At 75.7% G+C, this 18,307-nt stretch carries 9 protein-coding genes and 1 pseudogene; 2 read left to right on the plus strand and 8 right to left on the minus strand.

Translation table 11 applies throughout. From position 1 onward, the window contains the following. From LG632_RS23490 to LG632_RS23500, 3 genes are all read right to left on the minus strand, one after another. Nucleotides 1-4,121, minus strand: a 4,121-nt coding sequence (locus LG632_RS23490) for a UvrD-helicase domain-containing protein (RefSeq protein ID WP_226729417.1), incomplete at its 3' end; no start/stop codon positions are given. Between the two features lie 632 nt (nucleotides 4,122-4,753). Then, a complete protein-coding gene (locus LG632_RS23495) occupies nucleotides 4,754-8,212 on the minus strand; it encodes an ATP-dependent helicase (protein WP_226729424.1) in 3,459 nt (1,152 codons plus the stop codon). 420 nt (nucleotides 8,213-8,632) lie between these two features. Continuing rightward, a complete protein-coding gene (locus tag LG632_RS23500) occupies nucleotides 8,633-8,950 on the minus strand; it encodes an MGMT family protein (protein WP_308109024.1) in 318 nt (105 codons plus the stop codon). Nucleotides 8,951-9,073: 123 nt separating this feature from the next. On the opposite strand from LG632_RS23500, the gene LG632_RS23505 reads away from it, so the two are divergent. Then, the gene (locus LG632_RS23505; protein WP_374203554.1) at nucleotides 9,074-12,025 is read left to right on the plus strand and encodes a lysylphosphatidylglycerol synthase domain-containing protein; all 2,952 of its coding nucleotides are present in this window, start codon (nucleotides 9,074-9,076) and stop codon (nucleotides 12,023-12,025) included. A 103-nt stretch (nucleotides 12,026-12,128) separates the two neighbouring features. Here LG632_RS23505 and LG632_RS23510 read toward each other — a convergent pair whose 3' ends face one another. Continuing rightward, entirely contained in the window at nucleotides 12,129-12,887 is a 759-nt protein-coding gene (locus LG632_RS23510) for a MerR family transcriptional regulator (protein WP_226729419.1), read from the minus strand. Between the two features lie 113 nt (nucleotides 12,888-13,000). On the opposite strand from LG632_RS23510, the gene LG632_RS23515 reads away from it, so the two are divergent. Beyond that, nucleotides 13,001-14,548, plus strand: coding sequence for an alpha/beta hydrolase (locus LG632_RS23515; RefSeq protein ID WP_226729420.1), 1,548 nt, complete (start codon nucleotides 13,001-13,003; stop codon nucleotides 14,546-14,548). 151 nt (nucleotides 14,549-14,699) lie between these two features. Here the strand turns inward: LG632_RS23515 and moeZ are convergent, their stop codons facing one another. From moeZ to LG632_RS23535, 4 genes and pseudogenes are all read right to left on the minus strand, one after another. Next, nucleotides 14,700-15,878 (minus strand): adenylyltransferase/sulfurtransferase MoeZ, encoded by a 1,179-nt coding sequence (gene moeZ, locus LG632_RS23520; protein WP_226729421.1) that lies wholly within the window; start codon nucleotides 15,876-15,878, stop codon nucleotides 14,700-14,702. Nucleotides 15,879-15,941: 63 nt separating this feature from the next. Further along, nucleotides 15,942-16,691 carry a spherulation-specific family 4 protein gene (locus LG632_RS23525; protein ID WP_226729422.1) on the minus strand — a complete coding sequence of 250 codons (750 nt, stop codon included), beginning with the start codon at nucleotides 16,689-16,691 and terminating at the stop codon, nucleotides 15,942-15,944. Then, nucleotides 16,679-17,719 carry an SDR family oxidoreductase gene (locus LG632_RS23530; RefSeq protein WP_226729423.1) on the minus strand — a complete coding sequence of 347 codons (1,041 nt, stop codon included), beginning with the start codon at nucleotides 17,717-17,719 and terminating at the stop codon, nucleotides 16,679-16,681. The genes LG632_RS23525 and LG632_RS23530 overlap by 13 nt, the downstream gene beginning before the upstream one ends. Nucleotides 17,720-17,770: 51 nt before the next feature. Next, a pseudogene (locus LG632_RS23535) lies at nucleotides 17,771-18,307 on the minus strand (hypothetical protein); the annotation flags it as partial.

Below are 18,307 nucleotides of genomic sequence, written 5' to 3' on the forward strand. Positions count from 1 at the left end.
GCGGGGCCGGGGGACTTGCCGCGGGTGGCGGCCTCCCGGCTGCCGGTGGGCTTGCTGCGGCCGGTGGGCTCGCCGGGGCCGGCGGGCTTGCTGCGGCTCGTGGCCTCCCGGCTGCCGGTGGGCTCGCCGGGGCCGGTGGGCTCGCCAGGGCCGGTGGGCTCGCCGGGGCCGGTGGGCTTGCCGCGGGTGCTGGACCTGCGGCGGCTCGGGGTGGGGGTGCCGGTGAGGATCGCCTCGATGCGGGCGCGGCCCGGGAGGCGGGCGGGCCGGATGACGCGGCCGCTGCGGACGTGCAGGAAGACGGCCTTGACCTTGCGCAGCGGGGTACCGGTGGACTCGGCCCAGGCGAGGCGGTAGATCGCGAGCTGGAGGGGGTCGGCCTGGGTGGTGCGGCCGGTCTTCCAGTCGACGATCTCGTAGCCGCCGTCGGGGGTGGCGTAGACGGCGTCGATCCGGCCGCGGACGACGCGTCCGGCGAGGGTGACCTGGACCGGGACCTCCATGCGGTACGGGGTCCGGTCGGCGTACGGGCCGCGCTCGAAGGCGGCCTTGAGCGCATCGAGGTCGCGCGCGTCGGCGACCTCCTGGTCCGAGCCGGGGAGGTCGGTGGCGGGGTCGAGGACGTCGAGGAAGGGCAGCGGGAGCTCGTCGAAGCGGGACTCCACCCAGGCGTGGAACCGGGTGCCCTGGCGGGCGGCCGGCTGCGGCGGCTTGGGCATGGGGCGGGCCAGTTCGCGGGCGAAGGCCTGCTCGTCGGCGGCGAGCCGCAGCAGGTCGCTGGCGGAGAGCGCCGCGGGCAGCTCGACCTCCCGGACTCCGTCCCGGGACCGGCGCAGCTCGCCCTCGAGCGCTTCGAGGTCGCGGTCCCAGGAGGCCACGACCCGAGCCTCCTCGGGCAGCAGCCCGCCCGGGGCACGGCCGCCGCCGTCCCGGCGGGGGGCGGGCACGCCGGAGCCGCCGCGCGGCCGACCACCGCCCGGCCCGGGCCGGGCATGCACCGCCGACTCACCGGGCTCGTCGTCCCACAGGCCGCCGTCCCATGGCTCGCCGCCGTCCCGGGCGGGGTCGGCGAACGCCGGATCGGCCCAGGGGTCGTCCGACCACGGGGCGTCAGAGGGGGCGGAGCGGCGGCCCGCCGCGTCCGGGGCGGAGGGCGCGGGCGCGTTCGCCGCAGGGGTGTCCTCGTGCTCCTCGGGCGCGGGTGCGGGCGCGGGCGCAGGTGCAGGTGCACCGGTGGCGAGGGCGGACGCGTGGGACGCGTGGGACGCGTCCGGTCGGCGGGCGGCGGGGAGGGTCGGCGGTGGGCCGGGCGTTCCGGCCGACGCGTCCTCGGGCCACCCGTCGTCGAAGCCCGGGTCCGCCGGCCACGGCTCCTCCGGCCACACGTCGTCCGAGCCCGGGTCCGCCGGCCGCGGCTCCTCGGGCCACCCGCCGTCCGCGACCGGGTCCGCCGGCCACGGCTCCTCCGGCCACGCGTCGTCCGCGACCGGGTCCGTCGGCTGCGGCTCCTCGCAGTCCGGGGGCCAGACGTACGGTTCCGTGGCCGCGGAGGGGGTGGGGCGGAGGTACGACTCCACCAGGGCCGCGGCCTCGCGGCGGCGGGTCGTGGAGGCCGGGTCCAGGGGGAGGGGCCAGGTGGTGGCGGCGGACGGCGGGGTGGTGAGGGCGGGGTTCTCCGCGCCCGGTTCAGGGGCGTCGGCCCAGACTTCGATCTCGCCGTGGCCGGCGGCGCAGTGGTCGTACAGCGCGGTCAGGAACGCCGAGGGCCCGCGCGGCTTCTTCTGCGTCGGACCCCACCAGTGCGACGAGGCGAGGAGCAGGGAGCGGGGGCGGGTGAAGGTGACGTAGCCGAGACGGAGTTCCTCCGTGGCCTGGTGCTCCTTCAGCTCGGCCTTGAACGCCTTCAGGCCCGCCGACGTCCACTCCGGGTCCGCCGGGAGCGTCTCCGCGTCCCCGCGCAGCCCGTGCGGCAGCACCCTCGCGTACGAGGTCCACGCCTCCCGCGGCTGCTCGCTCGGGAACGCCCCCCGGTACAGCCCGGGCACCGCCACCACGTCCCACTCCAGGCCCTTGGACTTGTGCGCGGTGAGGACCTTGACGGTGTTCTCCGCCCCCGGCAACCCCTGGTCCAGCCCCTTCTCGTACTGCGCGGCCGTCCTCAGGAACCCGAGGAAGGCGAGCAGCGACGCCTCCCCGTCCAGCGCCGCGAACCCCGCCGCCACGTCCAGGAACGTCGACAGCGTCTCGCGGCGGCGGGCCGCGAGGACGTGCGGGGAGGCGGACAGCTCGACGTCCAGCCCCGTGGTGGACAGCACCCGGTGCAGTACGTCCATCAGCGGGTCGGCGAGCGAACGCCGCAGGTCGCGCAGCTCCTGCGCGAGGTACGCGAAGCGGATCCTGGCGTCGGCGGAGAAGGGCAGGTCGTCGCCGTCGTACGAGGACCCGTCGAGGAACGTCTCGACGGCGTCGGCCAGCGAGACGATCTCGGCCGGGTCGACGCCTTCCACGGCGGCCGCGAGCCGGTGGTCGTGGTCGTCGTCGCCCTGGTCGGCGCCGCCGCGCGCGACGAGCAGGCGGGCGCGGCGGCCGAGCAGGGCGAGGTCGCGGGGGCCGATGCGCCAGCGGGGGCCGACGAGCAGCCGGACCAGGGCGGCGTTGGCGCCGGGGTCCTGCAGGACCTCGCAGACGGCGACGAGGTCGGCCACCTCGGGCAGGTGCAGCAGACCGGACAGGCCGACGACCTCGACGGGCACGTCACGGGCGACCAGCGCCGCCTGGATCGCGGCGAAGTCGCCGGCGGAGCGGCACAGGACCGCGATCTCGCCGGGCTCCTTGCCGGTGCGGACGAGGTGGGCGAGGGAGTCGGCGAGCCAGTCCAGCTCCTCGGCGTGGGTGGGGAGCAGGGCGCAGCGGACGAAGCCGTCGCGTTCGGCGCCGGGGGCGGGGCGCAGCGCCTCGACGCCTTCGTGCAGGGCGCGCAGCGGGGCGGCCAGGGTGTTGGCGAGGTCGAGGAGGCGGCCGCCGCTGCGGCGGTTCTCGCTGAGGGAGCGGCGGGTGGCGGGGCGGCCGTCGGGGTGCGGGAAGTGCGCGGGGAAGTCGTCGAGGTTGGCGACGGAGGCGCCGCGCCAGCCGTAGATCGCCTGGCAGGGGTCGCCGACGGCGGTCACGGCGTGGCCGGTGCCGCCGCCGAACAGGCCGGAGAGGAGGAGCCGCTGGGCCACCGAGGTGTCCTGGTACTCGTCCAGGAGGACCACGCGGAACTCCTCGCGCAGCAGCGCGCCGACCTCCGGGCGGGTGGTGGCGAGTTCGGCGCACAGGGCGATCTGGTTGCTGAAGTCGAGGAGGTCGCGGGAGCGTTTGGCGGCGCGGTAGCGCTCGACGAGTTCGAGCAGCTCCAGGCGGCCGCGGACGGCCTCGGGGACCTTGCGCAGGTCGTCGTTGGTCAGGCGGGTGCCGGCGAGGGTGTCGAGCAGGGCCGTGTCGTACGTGCGGAGGCGGGCCGGGGGTACGAGGTGCTCGGAGAGCTCGGCGTCGAGGGCGAGGACGTCCGAGACGAGGTCCGGGACGGAGCGGGTGAGGGACGGGTACGGGCCCGGGGCCTCGCGGAGCACGCGGGCGGCGAGCTGGAAGCGGGTGGCGTCGGCGAGGAGGCGGGCGGAGGGCTCCAGGCCGATGCGCAGGCCGTGGTCCTTGAGGAGCTGGCCGGCGAAGGCGTGGTAGGTGGAGATGCGGGGGTCGCCGGTGGCGGCCGTCCCGTCGGCGGGGGCGCCGCCGGGGGCGCCGCCGGAGACGCTGGCGGGGACGCCGCCGGGCAGGTCCGCCGGGGACGGGTCCGGGTCGGTGACGCCCGCGCGGGCGAGGGCGGTGCGGACGCGGTCGGCGAGCTCGGCGGCGGCCTTGTTGGTGAAGGTCAGGCCGAGGACCTGGTCGGGGCGGACCTGGCCGGTCCCGACCAGCCAGACCACGCGGGCGGCCATGACGGTGGTCTTGCCGGAGCCGGCGCCGGCGACGATGACCTGGGGGGCGGGTGGGGCGGTGATGCAGGCCAGCTGTTCCGGGGTGAACGGGATGCCGAGGAGCTCCTTGAGCTGCTCGGGGTCGGAGATGGCTGGCGCACGCACCATAAGAGGCTATCCGCCCGGACCGACAGCCCGGCCCGGGCCGGGCCGTGCCTGGGCCCGCGCCCGTGCCCGGGCCGACGCCTAGGCAGGCCTTGGCCGCCCGCCCAGGCGGGCCATGCCCGACGGCTAGGCAGGGCATGGGGGGCGGTGGGCGCCGTCGGGGATAGCGGTTGCCTGCCGCTGACGGTCGGCCGTGGTTGCTCGCGCCGTTCCCCGCGCCCCCAAGGCGCGAGCTCCGCACGCAGCGGGACCAGGCCGAGCCCGGCCTTCGCGGGCGGTGGGCGCCGTCGGGGGTAGCGGTTGCCTGCCGCTGCCGGTCGGCCGTGGTTGCTCGCGCCGTTCCCCGCGCCCCCAGGCGTGGCCTCCGCACGCAGCGGGACCAGGCCGAGCCCGGCCTTCGCCGGCGCCAGCGCCATCGGGGGTGACGGTTGCCCGCGGCTGACGGTCGGCCGTGGTCGCTCGCGCCGTTCCCCGCGCCCCCAAGGCGCGGCCTCCGCACGCAGCGGGACCAGGCCGAGCCCGGCCTTCGTCGGCGCCGGCGCCGTCGGGGGTGCCGGTTGCCCGCGGCTGACGGTCGACCGTGGTCGCTCGCGCCGTTCCCCGCGCCCCCAAGGGGGCGTTGGTGCGGGCGGTCAGTCCACTACGTGGCGGCCCTCCGGGCGGGCGCTGCAGGCTGTGCGGAAGGTGCAGCGGGTGCAGTGGTCGCCCGTCGTCGGGGTGAAGCGTTCGTCCAGGACGCGGCCCGCGGCGTCGGCCAGGAGGTCGGTGATCCACTCCCCCGCCAGCGCCTCCTGGCGCTGGACCTTGGGGACGCTCTCGCCGCCGTCCTTCTTGGCGGCGCCCTGCCGCAGCTGAACGAGTTCGGCGCCGCCCGGCTCCGGTCGGCGGCCGTCGAAGGCGGCGTCCACGGCGCCCTCGCGCACCGCCAGCTGGTACACCGCCAGCTGCGGGTGCCGCGCGACCTCGTCCTTCGTCGGCGCGGCCTTGCCCGTCTTGAAGTCGACGACGTACGCCCGCCCCTGCGGGTCGGCCTCGACCCGGTCCATGGAGCCGCGGATGCGGACCTCGTACGCGCCCGCCTCCAGCGTGACGTCGAAGTCGTGCTCGGTGGCGACGGCGGTGCGGCCGGCGCGGTCGGAGTGGTGCCAGCGCAGGAACCGTTCGAGGGCGGCGCGCGCGTTGTCCTTCTCCTGGCGGGACTTCCACGGCGCGTCGAAGGCGAGGGCGTCCCAGACCGAGTCGAGGCGTTCCATGAGCACGTCCAGGTCGGCCGGGGTGTGGCCGGAGGCCACTTCGTCGGCGAGGACGTGGACGACGTTGCCGAAGCCCTGGGCGGCGCTGGCGGGGGTGTCGGCCTTGACCTCGCGGCCGAGGAACCACTGGAGGGAGCAGGTGTTCGCCAGCTGGTCCAGGGCACTGCCGGAGAGGGTGACGGGCCGGTTGCGGTCGCGCAGCGGCACGCTGCTGCGGGTGGGCTCGTACAGGCCCCACCAGCGCTGCGGGTGCGCGGCGGGCACGAGGGGGCGGCCGTCGTCGTCGGTGAGCGCGGCGAGCCGGGCGAGGCGGCGGGCGGCGGCGTCGCGCAGCGCCGGCGAGGCGTCGGGGTCGACGGTGGTGGCGCGCAGCTCGGCGACCAGGGCGGGGACGGACAGCGGGCGGCGCGGCCGCCCGGTGACGTCGCGCGGCGGCACGCCGAGCTCGGTGAGGAAGCGGGAGGGCTGGTCGCCGTCCTCGGCGGCGGCCTTGACCGCGGTGACGACGAGCCGGTCGCGGGCACGGGTGGCGGCGACGTAGAAGAGGCGGCGTTCCTCGGCGAGGAGCGCGCCGGGCGTCAGGGGCTCGGCGAGGCCGTCGCGTCCGATGCGGTCGGCTTCGAGGAGCGAGCCGCGGCGGCGGAGGTCGGGCCACAGGCCCTCCTGTACGCCGGCCACCACGACCAGGCTCCATTCCAGGCCCTTGGACCGGTGTGCGGTCATCAGCCGGACGGCGTCGGTCCGGGCCGCGCCGGAACCGGCGGTGAGGGTGTCGGCGGCGATGTCCTCGGCTTCGAGTTGTTCGAGGAAGTTCAGGGCGCCGCGGCCGCCGGTGCGGTCCTCGGCGCGGGCGGCGGTGTCGAACAGCGCGCAGACCGCGTCGAGGTCGCGGTCGGCGTTGCGGCCGGCCGCGCCGCCGCGGCGGGCGTTGCGCTCCAGGCGGGCCGGCCAGGGGGTGCCGTCCCAGAGGGTCCACAGGGCCTCTTCGGCGGTGCCGCCGCCCTGCAGGATCTCGCGGGTCTTGCGCAGGAGCAGGCCGAGGCGCTGGGCGCCGCGGGCGTAGGCGGGGTCGTGGGTGACGAGGCGTTCGGGCTCGGCCAGGGCGCGGGCGAGCAGGACGTCGGAGGGGGCGGGGGTGCGCACCCCCGCGGCCCGCTCCTCCTCCCGGAGGGCCCGGCCGAGCCGCCGCAGGTCGGCGGAGTCCATGCCGCCGAGCGGCGACACCAGCAGGGCCAGGGCCTCCTCGACCCCGACCCACCCGCCGGGGCCCCCAGCGGGACCGGCCTCGGCCCCGTCGCCGTCCCGGGGCGGGAGCACATGGCCGTCCCCGTCCCCGTCGCCGTCCCCGTCCCCGTCGCCGTCCTGGGGCGGGGCATGGCCGTCCCTGTTCTCGTCGGCGTCCACCTCGGCGCCCTCGCCCGCCGCGCCCTCGCCTACGCCCACGCCCACGCCGACACCGGGATCGGCCCCGGTCCCGTCCCCGTCCTCGTACGCACCGACACCGACACCGACACCGACACCGGCCCCGGCCGCCGTCCCCGGCGCCGCCGCCTGCGCCGCCGCTGCCGTCGCGGTCAGGCGGAGGGCCGTCAGGAGCGGGGTGACGGCCGGTTCGTGGCGGAGGGGGGTGTCGGGGGCCTCGGTGCGGGTGGGGACGCCCGCGGCGATCAGGGCGCGGCGCATGGCCGGGAGGGTGCGGCCCGCCGAGCGGACCAGGACGGCCATGTCGCGCCACGGGACGCCGTCCTCCAGGTGGGCGCGGCGGAGCACGTCCGCGATGTTCTCCAGTTCGGCCGCCGCCGTCGGGTACGTCAGGACCTCGACCCGGCCGCCCTCCCGTGCCGGGACCAGGGCGCGGTGGGCGCGGACCGCGTCCGCCGGCAGGCGGGGCACCGGCATGCGCGTCGTCAGCAGCCGGGTGGCCGCGAGCAGGGCCGCGCCGGAGCGGCGGGACGTGGTCAGGGCGCGCACCCGGGCGCCGGGGAAGGCCGACTCGAAGTCGAGGATGCCGTTCAGGTCGGCGCCCCGGAACGCGTAGATCGACTGGTCGGGGTCGCCGAAGGCCGCCAGCGACGCGCCCCCGCTGGTCAGCGCCCGCAGCAGCCGCAGCTGCGAGGCGTCGGTGTCCTGGTACTCGTCCACGTACACCGCGTCGTACAGCGAGGCGATCGACGGCTCGCGCTCGGCCAGCAGCACCGCCCGGTGCACCAGCTCCGCGTAGTCCAAGGTGCCCTGGAGGTCGAGCACGTCCAGGTACTCCGACAGGAAGGCCGCCGCCGCCAGCCAGTCCGGCCGGCCGATGCGCCGGGCGAAGTCCGCCAGGGCCCGCGGGCCGAGCCCCAGCTCGCGGCTGCGCGCGAGCACCGCCCGGACCTCGTCCGCAAAACCGCGGGTGGTCAGCGCCGCCCGCAGGTCGTCGGGCCACGAGACGGACCTCAGCTCCCGCTGGCCTTCCAGGAGGGTGCGGACGGTCACGTCCTGTTCCGGGCCGGACAGCAGCCGGATCGGGGTCTCGAACAGGTCCGCGTCCTGGTGCGCGCGCACCAGCCCGTAGCAGAACGAGTGGAACGTCGTCGGCTGCGGCGCCCGCGCCCCGCCCAGCCGCAGCGCCGTACGGTCGCGCAGCTCGACGGCCGCCTTGCGGCTGAAGGTGAGCACCAGGATCCGGGACGGGTCGGCGCCGGCGGCCACCCGCGCGGCCACCGCCTCGACCAGCGTGGTCGTCTTGCCGGTCCCCGGCCCGGCCAGGACGAGCAGCGGTCCGCCGGTGTGATCAACCACCGCCTGCTGCGCTGCGTCCAGAACAGGTGGATCCACTCGTCCCGGCCCGGTACGCACCAGTCGGTACGCGCCGGGGGTCCGCGTACGCCGCTGCGGACGCTCCGCGCGCGCCGCGCGCTCCGGAACGTCCGCGCGCTCCGGAACGTCCGAGCGGTCCGGAACGTCGGAGCGGTTCGAGCCGTCGGGGGGAGAGGTGATCACGTGAGGTGCCGGTCCGGGGGTGACGGGGGTCTGCTGCGTGCGAGGTCGTGCGGGGCGGGCTGGTCGTGCGGGGCGGGTGCGGTGGGCAGGGCGGTCAGGGCGGGCCGGCGCTCGCGCGGCCGCTCGCGCCGAAGAGGCAACGCTACGGCACCGGGGGCCGGGCGCGCAGTTCCGTCCACCGGCCCGCGCGGGCCGCTTCGCTCGTACGGGCCTTCGGCTCCCCGTGGTGCCGTCCGATGGCGGAAGCTGTCGGATGTGAGCTTCAGCGCACCGCGGTCAGGCCCCGTCCCAGCGCGCCCGCCGCAGGTCGATCCGCGGCCCGGCGGCCGTCTCGCGCAGCGGGGTGGCCTCGGCGCGGTAGTGCTCCAGCGCGCGCAGCTCGTGGCCGGGCAGGGGGACGCCGTCGGCGCGGACCACGCGCCACCAGGGGGCGGCGCCGCCGTAGAGGGACATCACCCGGCCCACCTGGCGGGGACCTCCCTCGCCGAGCCATTCGGCGACGTCCCCGTACGTCATCACCCGGCCGGGGGGAATCCGGTCGGCCACGTCGAGCACCCGCTCCGCGTACTGCGGCAGTTCGTCCATGCGGCCCATCATGCGGCCCCTGGTCCGGCATGCATGCGGGACGACTGCGGAACGCTCTACTCCACAAGGGCACGGACCCCTGATGCCCCGCCGCCCGGTCCGTCCGTGCCACCATCTTCCGGGCGGTGACTCGTGATACGTGATCAAGAAGAGACGGAAGTGACGGCGAAGGAGCAGGGTGTGAGCCCTCAGGACGACGCGGTGAACCACGCGGCGGCCGAGGCCGAGCACACCCGCGCGACGCCCCGCCCGGAGCCCGGAGACCAGGCCCCCGGGCACGGGGCCGAAGCCGGGGCCACGGCCGAGGGCGCCACCGGAGCCATGGCCGCGGCCGAGCCCGCGGCCGGAGCCAAGCCCGTGGCCGCAGCCAAGGCCAAGGCCGGAGCCGAGGCCGAGGCCAAGGCCGGAGCCGAGCCCAAGGCCGGAGCCGAGCCCAAGCCCGAGGCCGAGCCCAAGGCCCGGCCCGGGCCCAGGGCCCGCGCCGAGGCCGCCGGCACCGGCGTCGCGTCCGGGCATGCCCCGGCCGACCCGGTCGAGGTCGACGAGCCGCTGCTGGCCGCCCGCGTGCACCGGCCCTCCGACCTGGTCCGGCTGCTCGTCGGGGTGCTCGGCATCGCCCTGGTCCTGGCGCTGGCCGCGTTCGCCCACGGCACCACCGCCGGCCTGGAGGCCGACATCAGCCAGGGCACCGACCAGGCGCCCGACCTGCTGATCAAGGTGGCGGGGCTGGTCTCCAGCATCGCCGTGCTCCTCGTACCGGTGGCCTTCGCCATCGAACGGCTGATCAAACGCGACGGCCTGCGCATCGCCGACGGCGTCCTCGCCGCCGTCCTCGCGCACGGCGTGACCCTGGCCACCGACCTGTGGGTCTCCCGGGCCGCGTCCGGCACCGTCCAGGACGCCCTCACCCGGGCCACCGGCCAGGGCGACGCCCTCACCGACCCGGTGCACGGCTACCTCGCGCCCGTGATCGCGTACATGACCGCCGTCGGCATGACCCGCCGCCCCCGCTGGCGGGTGGTGCTGTGGGCGGTGCTGCTGCTCGACGCCTTCGCGATGCTCGTCGGCGGCTACACCACCCCCTTCTCGATCATGCTCACGGTGCTGATCGGCTGGAGCGTGGCCTACGGCACGCTGTACGCGGTGGGCTCCCCGAACGTCCGCCCCACCGGCCAGAACCTCCTCGCCGGCCTGCGCCGCGTCGGTTTCCAGCCGGTCAGCGCCACCCGCGCGGAGGTCACGCCGGACGGCGGCCAGGAGACCCCCGAGCAAAGCGACCGCGGCCGGCGCTACCACGTGACGCTGGAGGACGGCCCGCCGCTCGACGTCACCGTCGTCGACCGCGAGCAGCAGGCCCACGGCTTCTTCTACCGGGTCTGGCGGCGGCTGACCCTGCGCGGGATCACCACCCGCCGCAGCCTGCAGTCGCTGCGCCAGGCGCTGGAGCAGGAGGCGCTGCTCGCGTACGCGGCCATCGCGGCCGGGGCGAACGCACCGAAGCTGATCGCCACCTCCGAGCTCGGGCCCGACGCCGTGATGCTCGTCTACGAGCACCTCGACGGCCGCTGCCTGGACAGCCTGGCCGACGAGGAGATCACCGACGAGCTGATCCGGGGCGCCTGGCAGCAGGTACGGGCGCTGCAGTCGCGGCGCATCGCGCACCGGCGGCTCACGGGTGACGCCCTGGTGGTGGATCGTTCCGGCAATGTGACCCTCACCGACCTGCGCGGCGGCGAGATCGCGGCCGGCGACCTGGTGCTGCGGATGGACATCGCGCAGCTGCTGACCACCCTCGGCCTGCGGGTCGGCGCGGAGCGGTCGGTGGCCTCGGCGGTGGAGGTGCTGGGCCCGGACGCGGTCGCCGACTGCCTGCCGCTGCTCCAGCCGATCGCGCTGAGCCGCTCCACCCGGGCGACCCTGCGCCGCCTGGCGCGCGAGCGCGCCCAGCGCGAGCGCGAGGCGGTGCTCGCCTCCAGTCGGACCGCCAGGACGGAGCGGGAGCGGTCCAAGGCGGACGCCAAGGCCGAGCGCAAGGCCGAGAAGCGGGCGCTGGACGAGGCCCTGGACGAGGCCCGCGAGGAGGACCTGCTCAGCCAGATCCGCCGCCAGGTGCTGCTGATCCGGCCGCAGGCCCCGGTGGAGCCGGCCCGGCTGGAGCGGATCCGGCCGCGCACCCTGGTGTCGTTCATCGCGGGGGCGTTCGCCGCGTACTTCCTGCTGACGCAGCTCACGCACGTGGACTTCGGCCGGGTCATCGGCGAGGCGCAGTGGGGCTGGGTCGGGGCGGCGGTCGCGTTCTCGGCGCTGAGCTACGTCGCCGCCGCGATGAGCCTGCTGGGGTTCGTACCCGAGCGGGTGGCGTTCCTGCGGACGGTGACGGCGCAGGTGGCCGGCTCGTTCGTGAAGCTGGTGGCGCCGGCGGCGGTCGGCGGGGTCGCGCTGAACACCCGGTTCCTGCAGCGCGCGGGCGTCCGGCCGGGCCTGGCGGTGGCGAGCGTGGGCGCGTCCCAGCTGTTCGGGCTGGCCAGCCACGTCCTGCTGCTGCTGGCGTTCGGCTACCTGACGGGGACCGAGAAGACCCCGGAGATGACGCCGTCCCGCACGGTGATCGCGGGTCTGCTCACGGTCGCGGTGCTGGTGCTGGTGGTGACGGCGATCCCGTTCCTGCGGAAGTTCGTGGTGACCCGGGTGCGGGCGCTGTTCGCGGGTGTGGTGCCGCGGATGCTGGACGTGCTCCAGCGCCCGCAGAAGCTGGTCACCGGCATCGGCGGCATGCTGCTGCTGACCGGGTGCTTCGTGATGTGCCTGGACGCGTCGGTACGGGCCTTCGGCGGCGGCGAGACGCTCAGCCTGGCCAGCATCGCGGTGGTCTTCCTCGCGGGCAACGCGCTGGGCTCGGCGGCGCCGACGCCGGGCGGTGTGGGAGCGGTCGAGACGACCTTGACGCTGGGTCTGATCGCGGCCGGGCTGGAGAAGGAGATCGCGATCTCGGCGGTGCTCCTGTTCCGCCTGATGACCTTCTGGCTCCCGGTCCTGCCGGGCTGGCTGTCGTTCAACTACCTGACCCGCAAAGAGGCCATCTAGCCCCGTCGGCCGGGGGTGCGGCACGGCGGCCGCCGCCCGGGTCGGGCAGAGGGCGGACGGCAGGGCCGGCCACGTCGGCCGACCCGGCCACCGGCTCCTGGGGTCACTTCTGGTCCGACGCCCACTTGGCGATCAGTTGGCCCAGCACCTCCGCGCAGCGGGCCTGGGCCGGGGAGATGTGCGACGGGGACGGCAGGGCGGGTTCCGGGCTGCGGGGCGGCGGCGTGGGGGTGGGGGCGGAGGAGTCGTCCACGAACTCCGGCTCGGGGAAGCTCGCGGCCCGCTCGGCCGCCTCCATGGCCTGGATGTGCACGAAGTACGCGTGGGCCAGCCGGTCCACCCGCGGGTCGTCCGCCGGCGCCCCGGCCAGTTCGATCAGCTCCGCCTGCAGCCGCCGCTGCTCCGCCCGCAGCCGGGGGTGCAGCGCCAGCACGTGCCGGGTCACCGCCTCGTGCTCGGCCACCGCCGGTCCCAGCGGGTGCGCGTGCCGCTGGAGCTCGGCCGGTTCCGCCCCGCCGGACTCCGCCAGCCGCGCCGCGAGCCCGGCGAGGTCCCCGCGCGCCGCCCGCAGCCGGGCCAGCGCCGCCCGCCGGGAGCGCAGCTCCTCCTCCTGCTCCGCCAGCGAGGCGTCCAGCTCCGCCAGCAGCTCCTCGTGGTCCGTCCGCCGCTCCAGCGCCGCCCGTACGTCGTCCAGCGCCGTGCCCCGCTCCGCCATCCGCAGCACCCACAGGATCCGGACCACGTCCTCGAAGCCGTAGCTCTCCCGGTCCGGCAGGAGTCCGATGTCGTGGTAGTGCCGCAGCGTCCGCGGCGTGGTGCCCGTCAGCGCCGCCGCCTCACCGATGTTGAGGTTCTCGCTCATGGTCACCACCAGACCAGAAGACCGGGCGCCCTGTGCAAGCAGGCACCCCAGGGCTGCCACTCACATGGCCCACGACGCGGGCGGACCCACGCCGCCGACCGCAGGATGGGGGCATGCCTCGACACGCCCTGCGGGCCACCACCGCCACCGCCGTCACCGCCGCGCTGCTGGCCACCGCGTCCTGCTCCGACGGTGGCGAGGACACCTCTGCGGGCACCTCGCCGGGCAGTACCGGCACGGCCCTCGCCTGGGAGAAGTGCCCCCGGCCGGACGCGGCCCAGGGCGGCGGGGATGCTCCCGGTCCGCAGTGGCAGTGCGCGACGCTGAAGGTCCCGCTCGACTGGTCGAAGCCCGAGGGCGAGCAGATCCCGCTGGCCCTCATCCGGCTGCCCGCCAAGGACCAGAAGCGGCGGCTGGGCTCCCTGGTCTTCAACTTCGGCGGGCCCGGCGGCTCCGGCATCACCACCCTGCCCAGCGCCGCCAAGGAGTACGCCGCCCTGGGCGAGCGGTACGACCTGGTCAGCTTCGACCCGCGCGGGGTCGGCCGCAGCGCACCGGTGCTCTGCGAGAACGACGAACAGCTCGACGTCTACTACGCCCAGGACTCCACGCCCGACACCCCGGCGGAGGAGAAGGCCCTGACCGACGCCCAGCGCCGCTACCGGGAGGCCTGCCGGCGCAACTCCGGCAAGGTGCTGCCCTTCGTCGGCACCGAGAACGCCGCCCGCGACCTGGACGCGCTGCGCAAGGCCCTCGGCGACGCGAAGCTGAACTACTTCGGGATCAGCTACGGCACCGAGCTGGGCGGGGTCTACGCCCACCTCTTCCCGCAGAACGTCGGCCGCGCCGTCTTCGACGCCGTCGTCGACCCCACCAAGAACTCCGAGCAGGGCTCGCTCGGCCAGGCCAAGGGCTTCCAGCTCGCGCTGGACAACTTCGCCCAGGACTGCGTCGACCGCGGCGACGCCTGCCAGCTCCAGGGCAGCACCCCGAAGGAGGTCGAGGCGAACATCCTGGAGCTCCAGAAGAGCCTGGCCGCCAAGCCGATCCCGGGCATCGGCGACCGCATGCTCACCGAGACCGCCGCGACCAACGGCATCGCGCAGGCCCTGTACTCCAAGGAGTTGTGGCCGCTGCTGGAGGCGGGGGTGGACGAGGCCCAGGGCGGCCAGGGCCAGTTGCTGATGAGGCTGTCCGACGCGCTCAACGGCCGCGACGACTACGGCCGGTACAGCAACATCGGTGCGGCGAACACGGCCATCAACTGCGCGGACTCCAAGGAGCGGTACTCGCTGGAGCAGACCAAGGCCAAGCTGCCGCAGTTCCAGGCGGCCTCGCCGGTGTTCGGCAGCTTCCTCGGCTGGGGCCTGATGGCCTGCAACGACTGGCCGGTCGAGGGGGCTTGGGTCACCCCGGACGTCAGTGCTCCCGGCGCCGCCCCGATCCTGGTGATCGGCAACACCGGCGACCCGGCCACCCCGTACGAGGGCGCCCGCAAGATGGTGGAGAAGCTCGGGCCCGGCGTCGGCGTGGAGCTGACGTACAAGGGCGAGGGGCACGGCGCGTACAACAGCGGCGACCGGTGCGTGCAGGCGGCGGTCGACGGCTACCTGCTGGAGGGCAAGGTGCCGCCGGGCGGCACCGTGTGCACGGCGGCCTGACGGCTCGGGCGGGTCCACGCCCCGCCCGCCCGGCCCACCCTGTGCCGCCTCGCCCGGCCCCGCTCGACCGGCCCCGCTCTCACGCCCGCCCGGCCCCGCTCACGCGAACGGGCCGTGGTGCTCGCGGCCGGCAGCTCGCTGCCGGGTGCGCTCAGTAGACCGGCTTGTGCGGCTCGATCTGGTTGACCCAGCCGATCACGCCGCCGCCGACGTGCACGGCGTCCGCGAAGCCCGCCGACTTGAGCACGGCGAGGACTTCCGCACTGCGGACACCCGTCTTGCAATGCAGGACGATCCGCTTGTCCTGCGGCAGGTCCTGCAGGGCGGTGCCCATGAGGAACTCGCCCTTGGGGACCAGCCTGGCGCCCGGGATCGAGACGATCTCGTACTCGTTCTTCTCCCGGACGTCGATGATCTCGATGCTCTCGCCGTCGTCGATCCACTCCTTGAGCTGCTTGGGAGTGATCGTGGAGCCGAGCGCCGCCTCCTGGGCCTCCTCGGACACGACGCCGCAGAAGGCCTCGTAGTCGATGAGCTCGGTGACGGTGGGGTTCTCGCCGCAGACCGCGCAGTCGGGGTCCTTGCGGACCTTGACCTGGCGGTACTGCATCTCCAGGGCGTCGTAGATCATCAGGCGGCCGACCAGCGGCTCGCCGACGCCGGTGAGGACCTTGATCGCCTCGGTGACCTGGATGGAGCCGATGGACGCGCAGAGCACGCCCAGCACGCCGCCCTCGGCGCAGGAGGGGACCATGCCCGGCGGCGGGGGCTCCGGGTACAGGCAGCGGTAGCACGGGCCGTGCTCGGACCAGAAGACCGAGGCCTGGCCGTCGAAGCGGTAGATGGAGCCCCAGACGTACGGCTTGTTCAGCAGCACGCAGGCGTCGTTGACCAGGTAGCGGGTGGCGAAGTTGTCCGTGCCGTCGACGATCAGGTCGTACTGGCTGAAGATCTCCATCACGTTGGAGCTGTCGAGCCGCTCCTCGTGCAGGATCACGTTCACGTACGGGTTGATGCCCTTGACCGAGTCCCGGGCCGACTCGGCCTTGGACCGGCCGATGTCCGACTGGCTGTGGATGATCTGGCGCTGCAGGTTCGACTCGTCGACCTCGTCGAACTCCACGATGCCGAGGGTGCCGACGCCGGCCGCGGCCAGGTACATCAGGGCGGGCGAACCGAGACCGCCCGCGCCGACGGCGAGCACCTTGGCGTTCTTCAGGCGCTTCTGGCCGTCCATCCCGACATCCGGGATGATCAGATGGCGGGAGTACCGACGGACCTCGTCAACGGTGAGCTCAGCGGCTGGCTCGACCAGGGGTGGCAGCGACACGGGGACTCCGTAGAGGTAAGGGCGAAAGCGTTGGTTCTTCCCGTAACACTGCCACGCCCTTCTTCATTCCGAGACACCCGGTCCAATCCGCGAGACGATTTCGTCCCAGTACGCGGGCATTCCGGCCCACGGGTCCGCTCCGGCGGGCCGGTCGGTGAACCAGATCGTGCCCGCGCCCTGCCAGCGCGCGACGCGCAGCGCCTCCTCCAGCCGGTTGCGCGGGACGCCGTGCACGAAGTGGCAGAAGCGCTCCGGCGGGTGCTCGGAGGTCCACTCCGCCACCTGCGACCAGCGGTAGTCCGCCCAGCCGCCGGAGAAGGTGACCAGCTGGTCGGCGATCTCCAGATAGCCGGGGTACGGGTGCGTGCCGTGCCCCAGGACCAGGTGGAGCCCGTCGCCCAGGGTGCGCAGGGCGTCCACGACGCGGCGCACGGCGGCGAGCTCGGACCGGTCGGCGGGGACCCGGTCCAGGTAGAACCCGCCCACGCGGTACCAGTCGACGTAGCGGTGGGCGTCGGAGACCAGTTCGCCGAACGAGCGGGCGCCGTCCCGCATGGCGAGATGGCCTAAGACGGTGCCGCCGGCCCCGGCGAGCTTGCCGGTGGCCTCCGTGCAGTGCGGGTCGGGCCGCTGGCCCGGCCCGTCCGTGACGTTGAGCACGGCCCAGTGCAGCGGGGTACCCGGACGGGTCAGCTCGGCCCATTCGACGGGGGCGAGCAGCGGGTGGGCGTAGCCGGGGCTGCCGAGCCCGAGCCGGCCGGACTCGGTGGCGGCCGGGCAGGCCGTGCCCGGCGGGGTGGTCAGATGCGGCACGCTGCCTCCATCCAGATGTCCGCGAGGGACTCCTCCAGGTTGATCCGGGGCCGCCAGCCGAGCCGGTCCCGGGCGGTGCGCACGTCGGCCTGCTGCCAGACCCCGCAGCCGTCGGGGTAGGGGTAGGCGGCGGGCGAGGGCGGGGCGGCGGCCAGCTGTTCGGCGGTGGCCTCGGAGCGGGGGGAGCCGATGCCGGGACGGCCCGGGTGGTGGCCCGGCCCGTGGCCGTGCCCGAGGCCGGGCCCGTGGCCGTGGCCTGGCTGGTGGCCCGGGGGCACGTCCAGCTCGTGCAGGGCGCCGCCGTAGCCGGCGACCCGGGCGAGCACGGCGGCCGCGTCCCGCAGCCGGACGGCCCGGCCGGTGCCGATGTTGATCACGCCCTGGGCGGCGGACAGCGAGGCCGCGTGCACGGCCCGGGCCACGTCCCGTACGTCGACGAAGTCGCGCTGCACCCCCAGCCCGCTGAGCTTGAGCTCGCTGTCCCCGGACTGCATGGCCCGGCGCATGGCCTCGGCGAGCCGGCCGAGCGGGGACCCGGCCGGGGTCCCGGGGCCCACGGGGGAGAACACCCGCAGGACGACGGCGTCCAGTCCGGAGCCGAGCACGAGTTCCGTCGCCGCCAGCTTGCTGACGCCGTACGGCCCGCCAGGTCTGGGGACGGCGTCCTCGGCCGTGGAGGAACCCGGCTGGCTGGGCCCGTACTCCGCGGCGCAGCCGAGCTGGACCAGCCGGGCCCCGCAGCCGCTGCGGCGCAGCGACTCGCAGACGGTGGCGACGGCCACGGTGTTGTGCCGGGTCAGCTCGCGGGCGCCGCCGCGGGTGGCGCCCGCGCAGTTGACCACGACGCCGGGGTGGACGGCGTCGAGGAACCGGGTCAGCGCGCCGGGGCTGCCGGTGGCGAGGTCGAAGCGGACGTCGGCGTCGTCACCGCGGCCGAGCGCGGTCAGCTGGACGGCGGGGTCGGCGAGCAGCCGGTCGGCGACGTAGCGGCCGAGGTACCCGTTGGCTCCGATCAGCAGCACCCTCATCGCGCGGCCCCCTGCTCGTTGGCTAGCCCGTTCATGTCCTGATCTCTCCATTCATGTGTGTGCGTGTGCGGATGCGCGGGACAACGCGAAGACGGCGTGGACGAGGAGGCCCGCCGCGGCGACCGGGGCGGACACGGCGGCCGCCGCGAGGGCGACGAGGACGGGTGCCCGCCGGGCCCGGGCGGGCGCGCCGTGCCGCAGCAGCAGGCGGGCCAGGAACAGCAGCACGGCCAGCGGTACGGCGGCGCGCAGCGGGGCGCCGGCCAGGGCGAGCAGCGGTACGGCGAGCGCGGTGTGGGCGGCGACCGCGCCGACCAGCAGCGGGCGCACCCCGGCGGCGAACTCGGCCAGGGCCCGGCTGCCGCCCAGCCGGCGGCCGGCGCGGGCCGCGAACCAGGCGCCGACCAGGTGGGCCGGGGCCGCCGCCAGGGCCAGCCCGACCGCCAGCTGCGGTCCCTGGCGGTAGGTGGCGTACCCGACGGCCAGGGCGGCGACCGCCTGGACCCCGCCCCGCCGGGGCCGCCCGAGCCCGGCCACGACCGCGGCCACGGCCAGGACGGCGGCCCAGAACCGGCCGGACCCCAGGGC

The organism is Streptomyces antimicrobicus (assembly GCF_020532625.1).
Taxonomy (GTDB): domain Bacteria; phylum Actinomycetota; class Actinomycetes; order Streptomycetales; family Streptomycetaceae; genus Streptomyces; species Streptomyces antimicrobicus.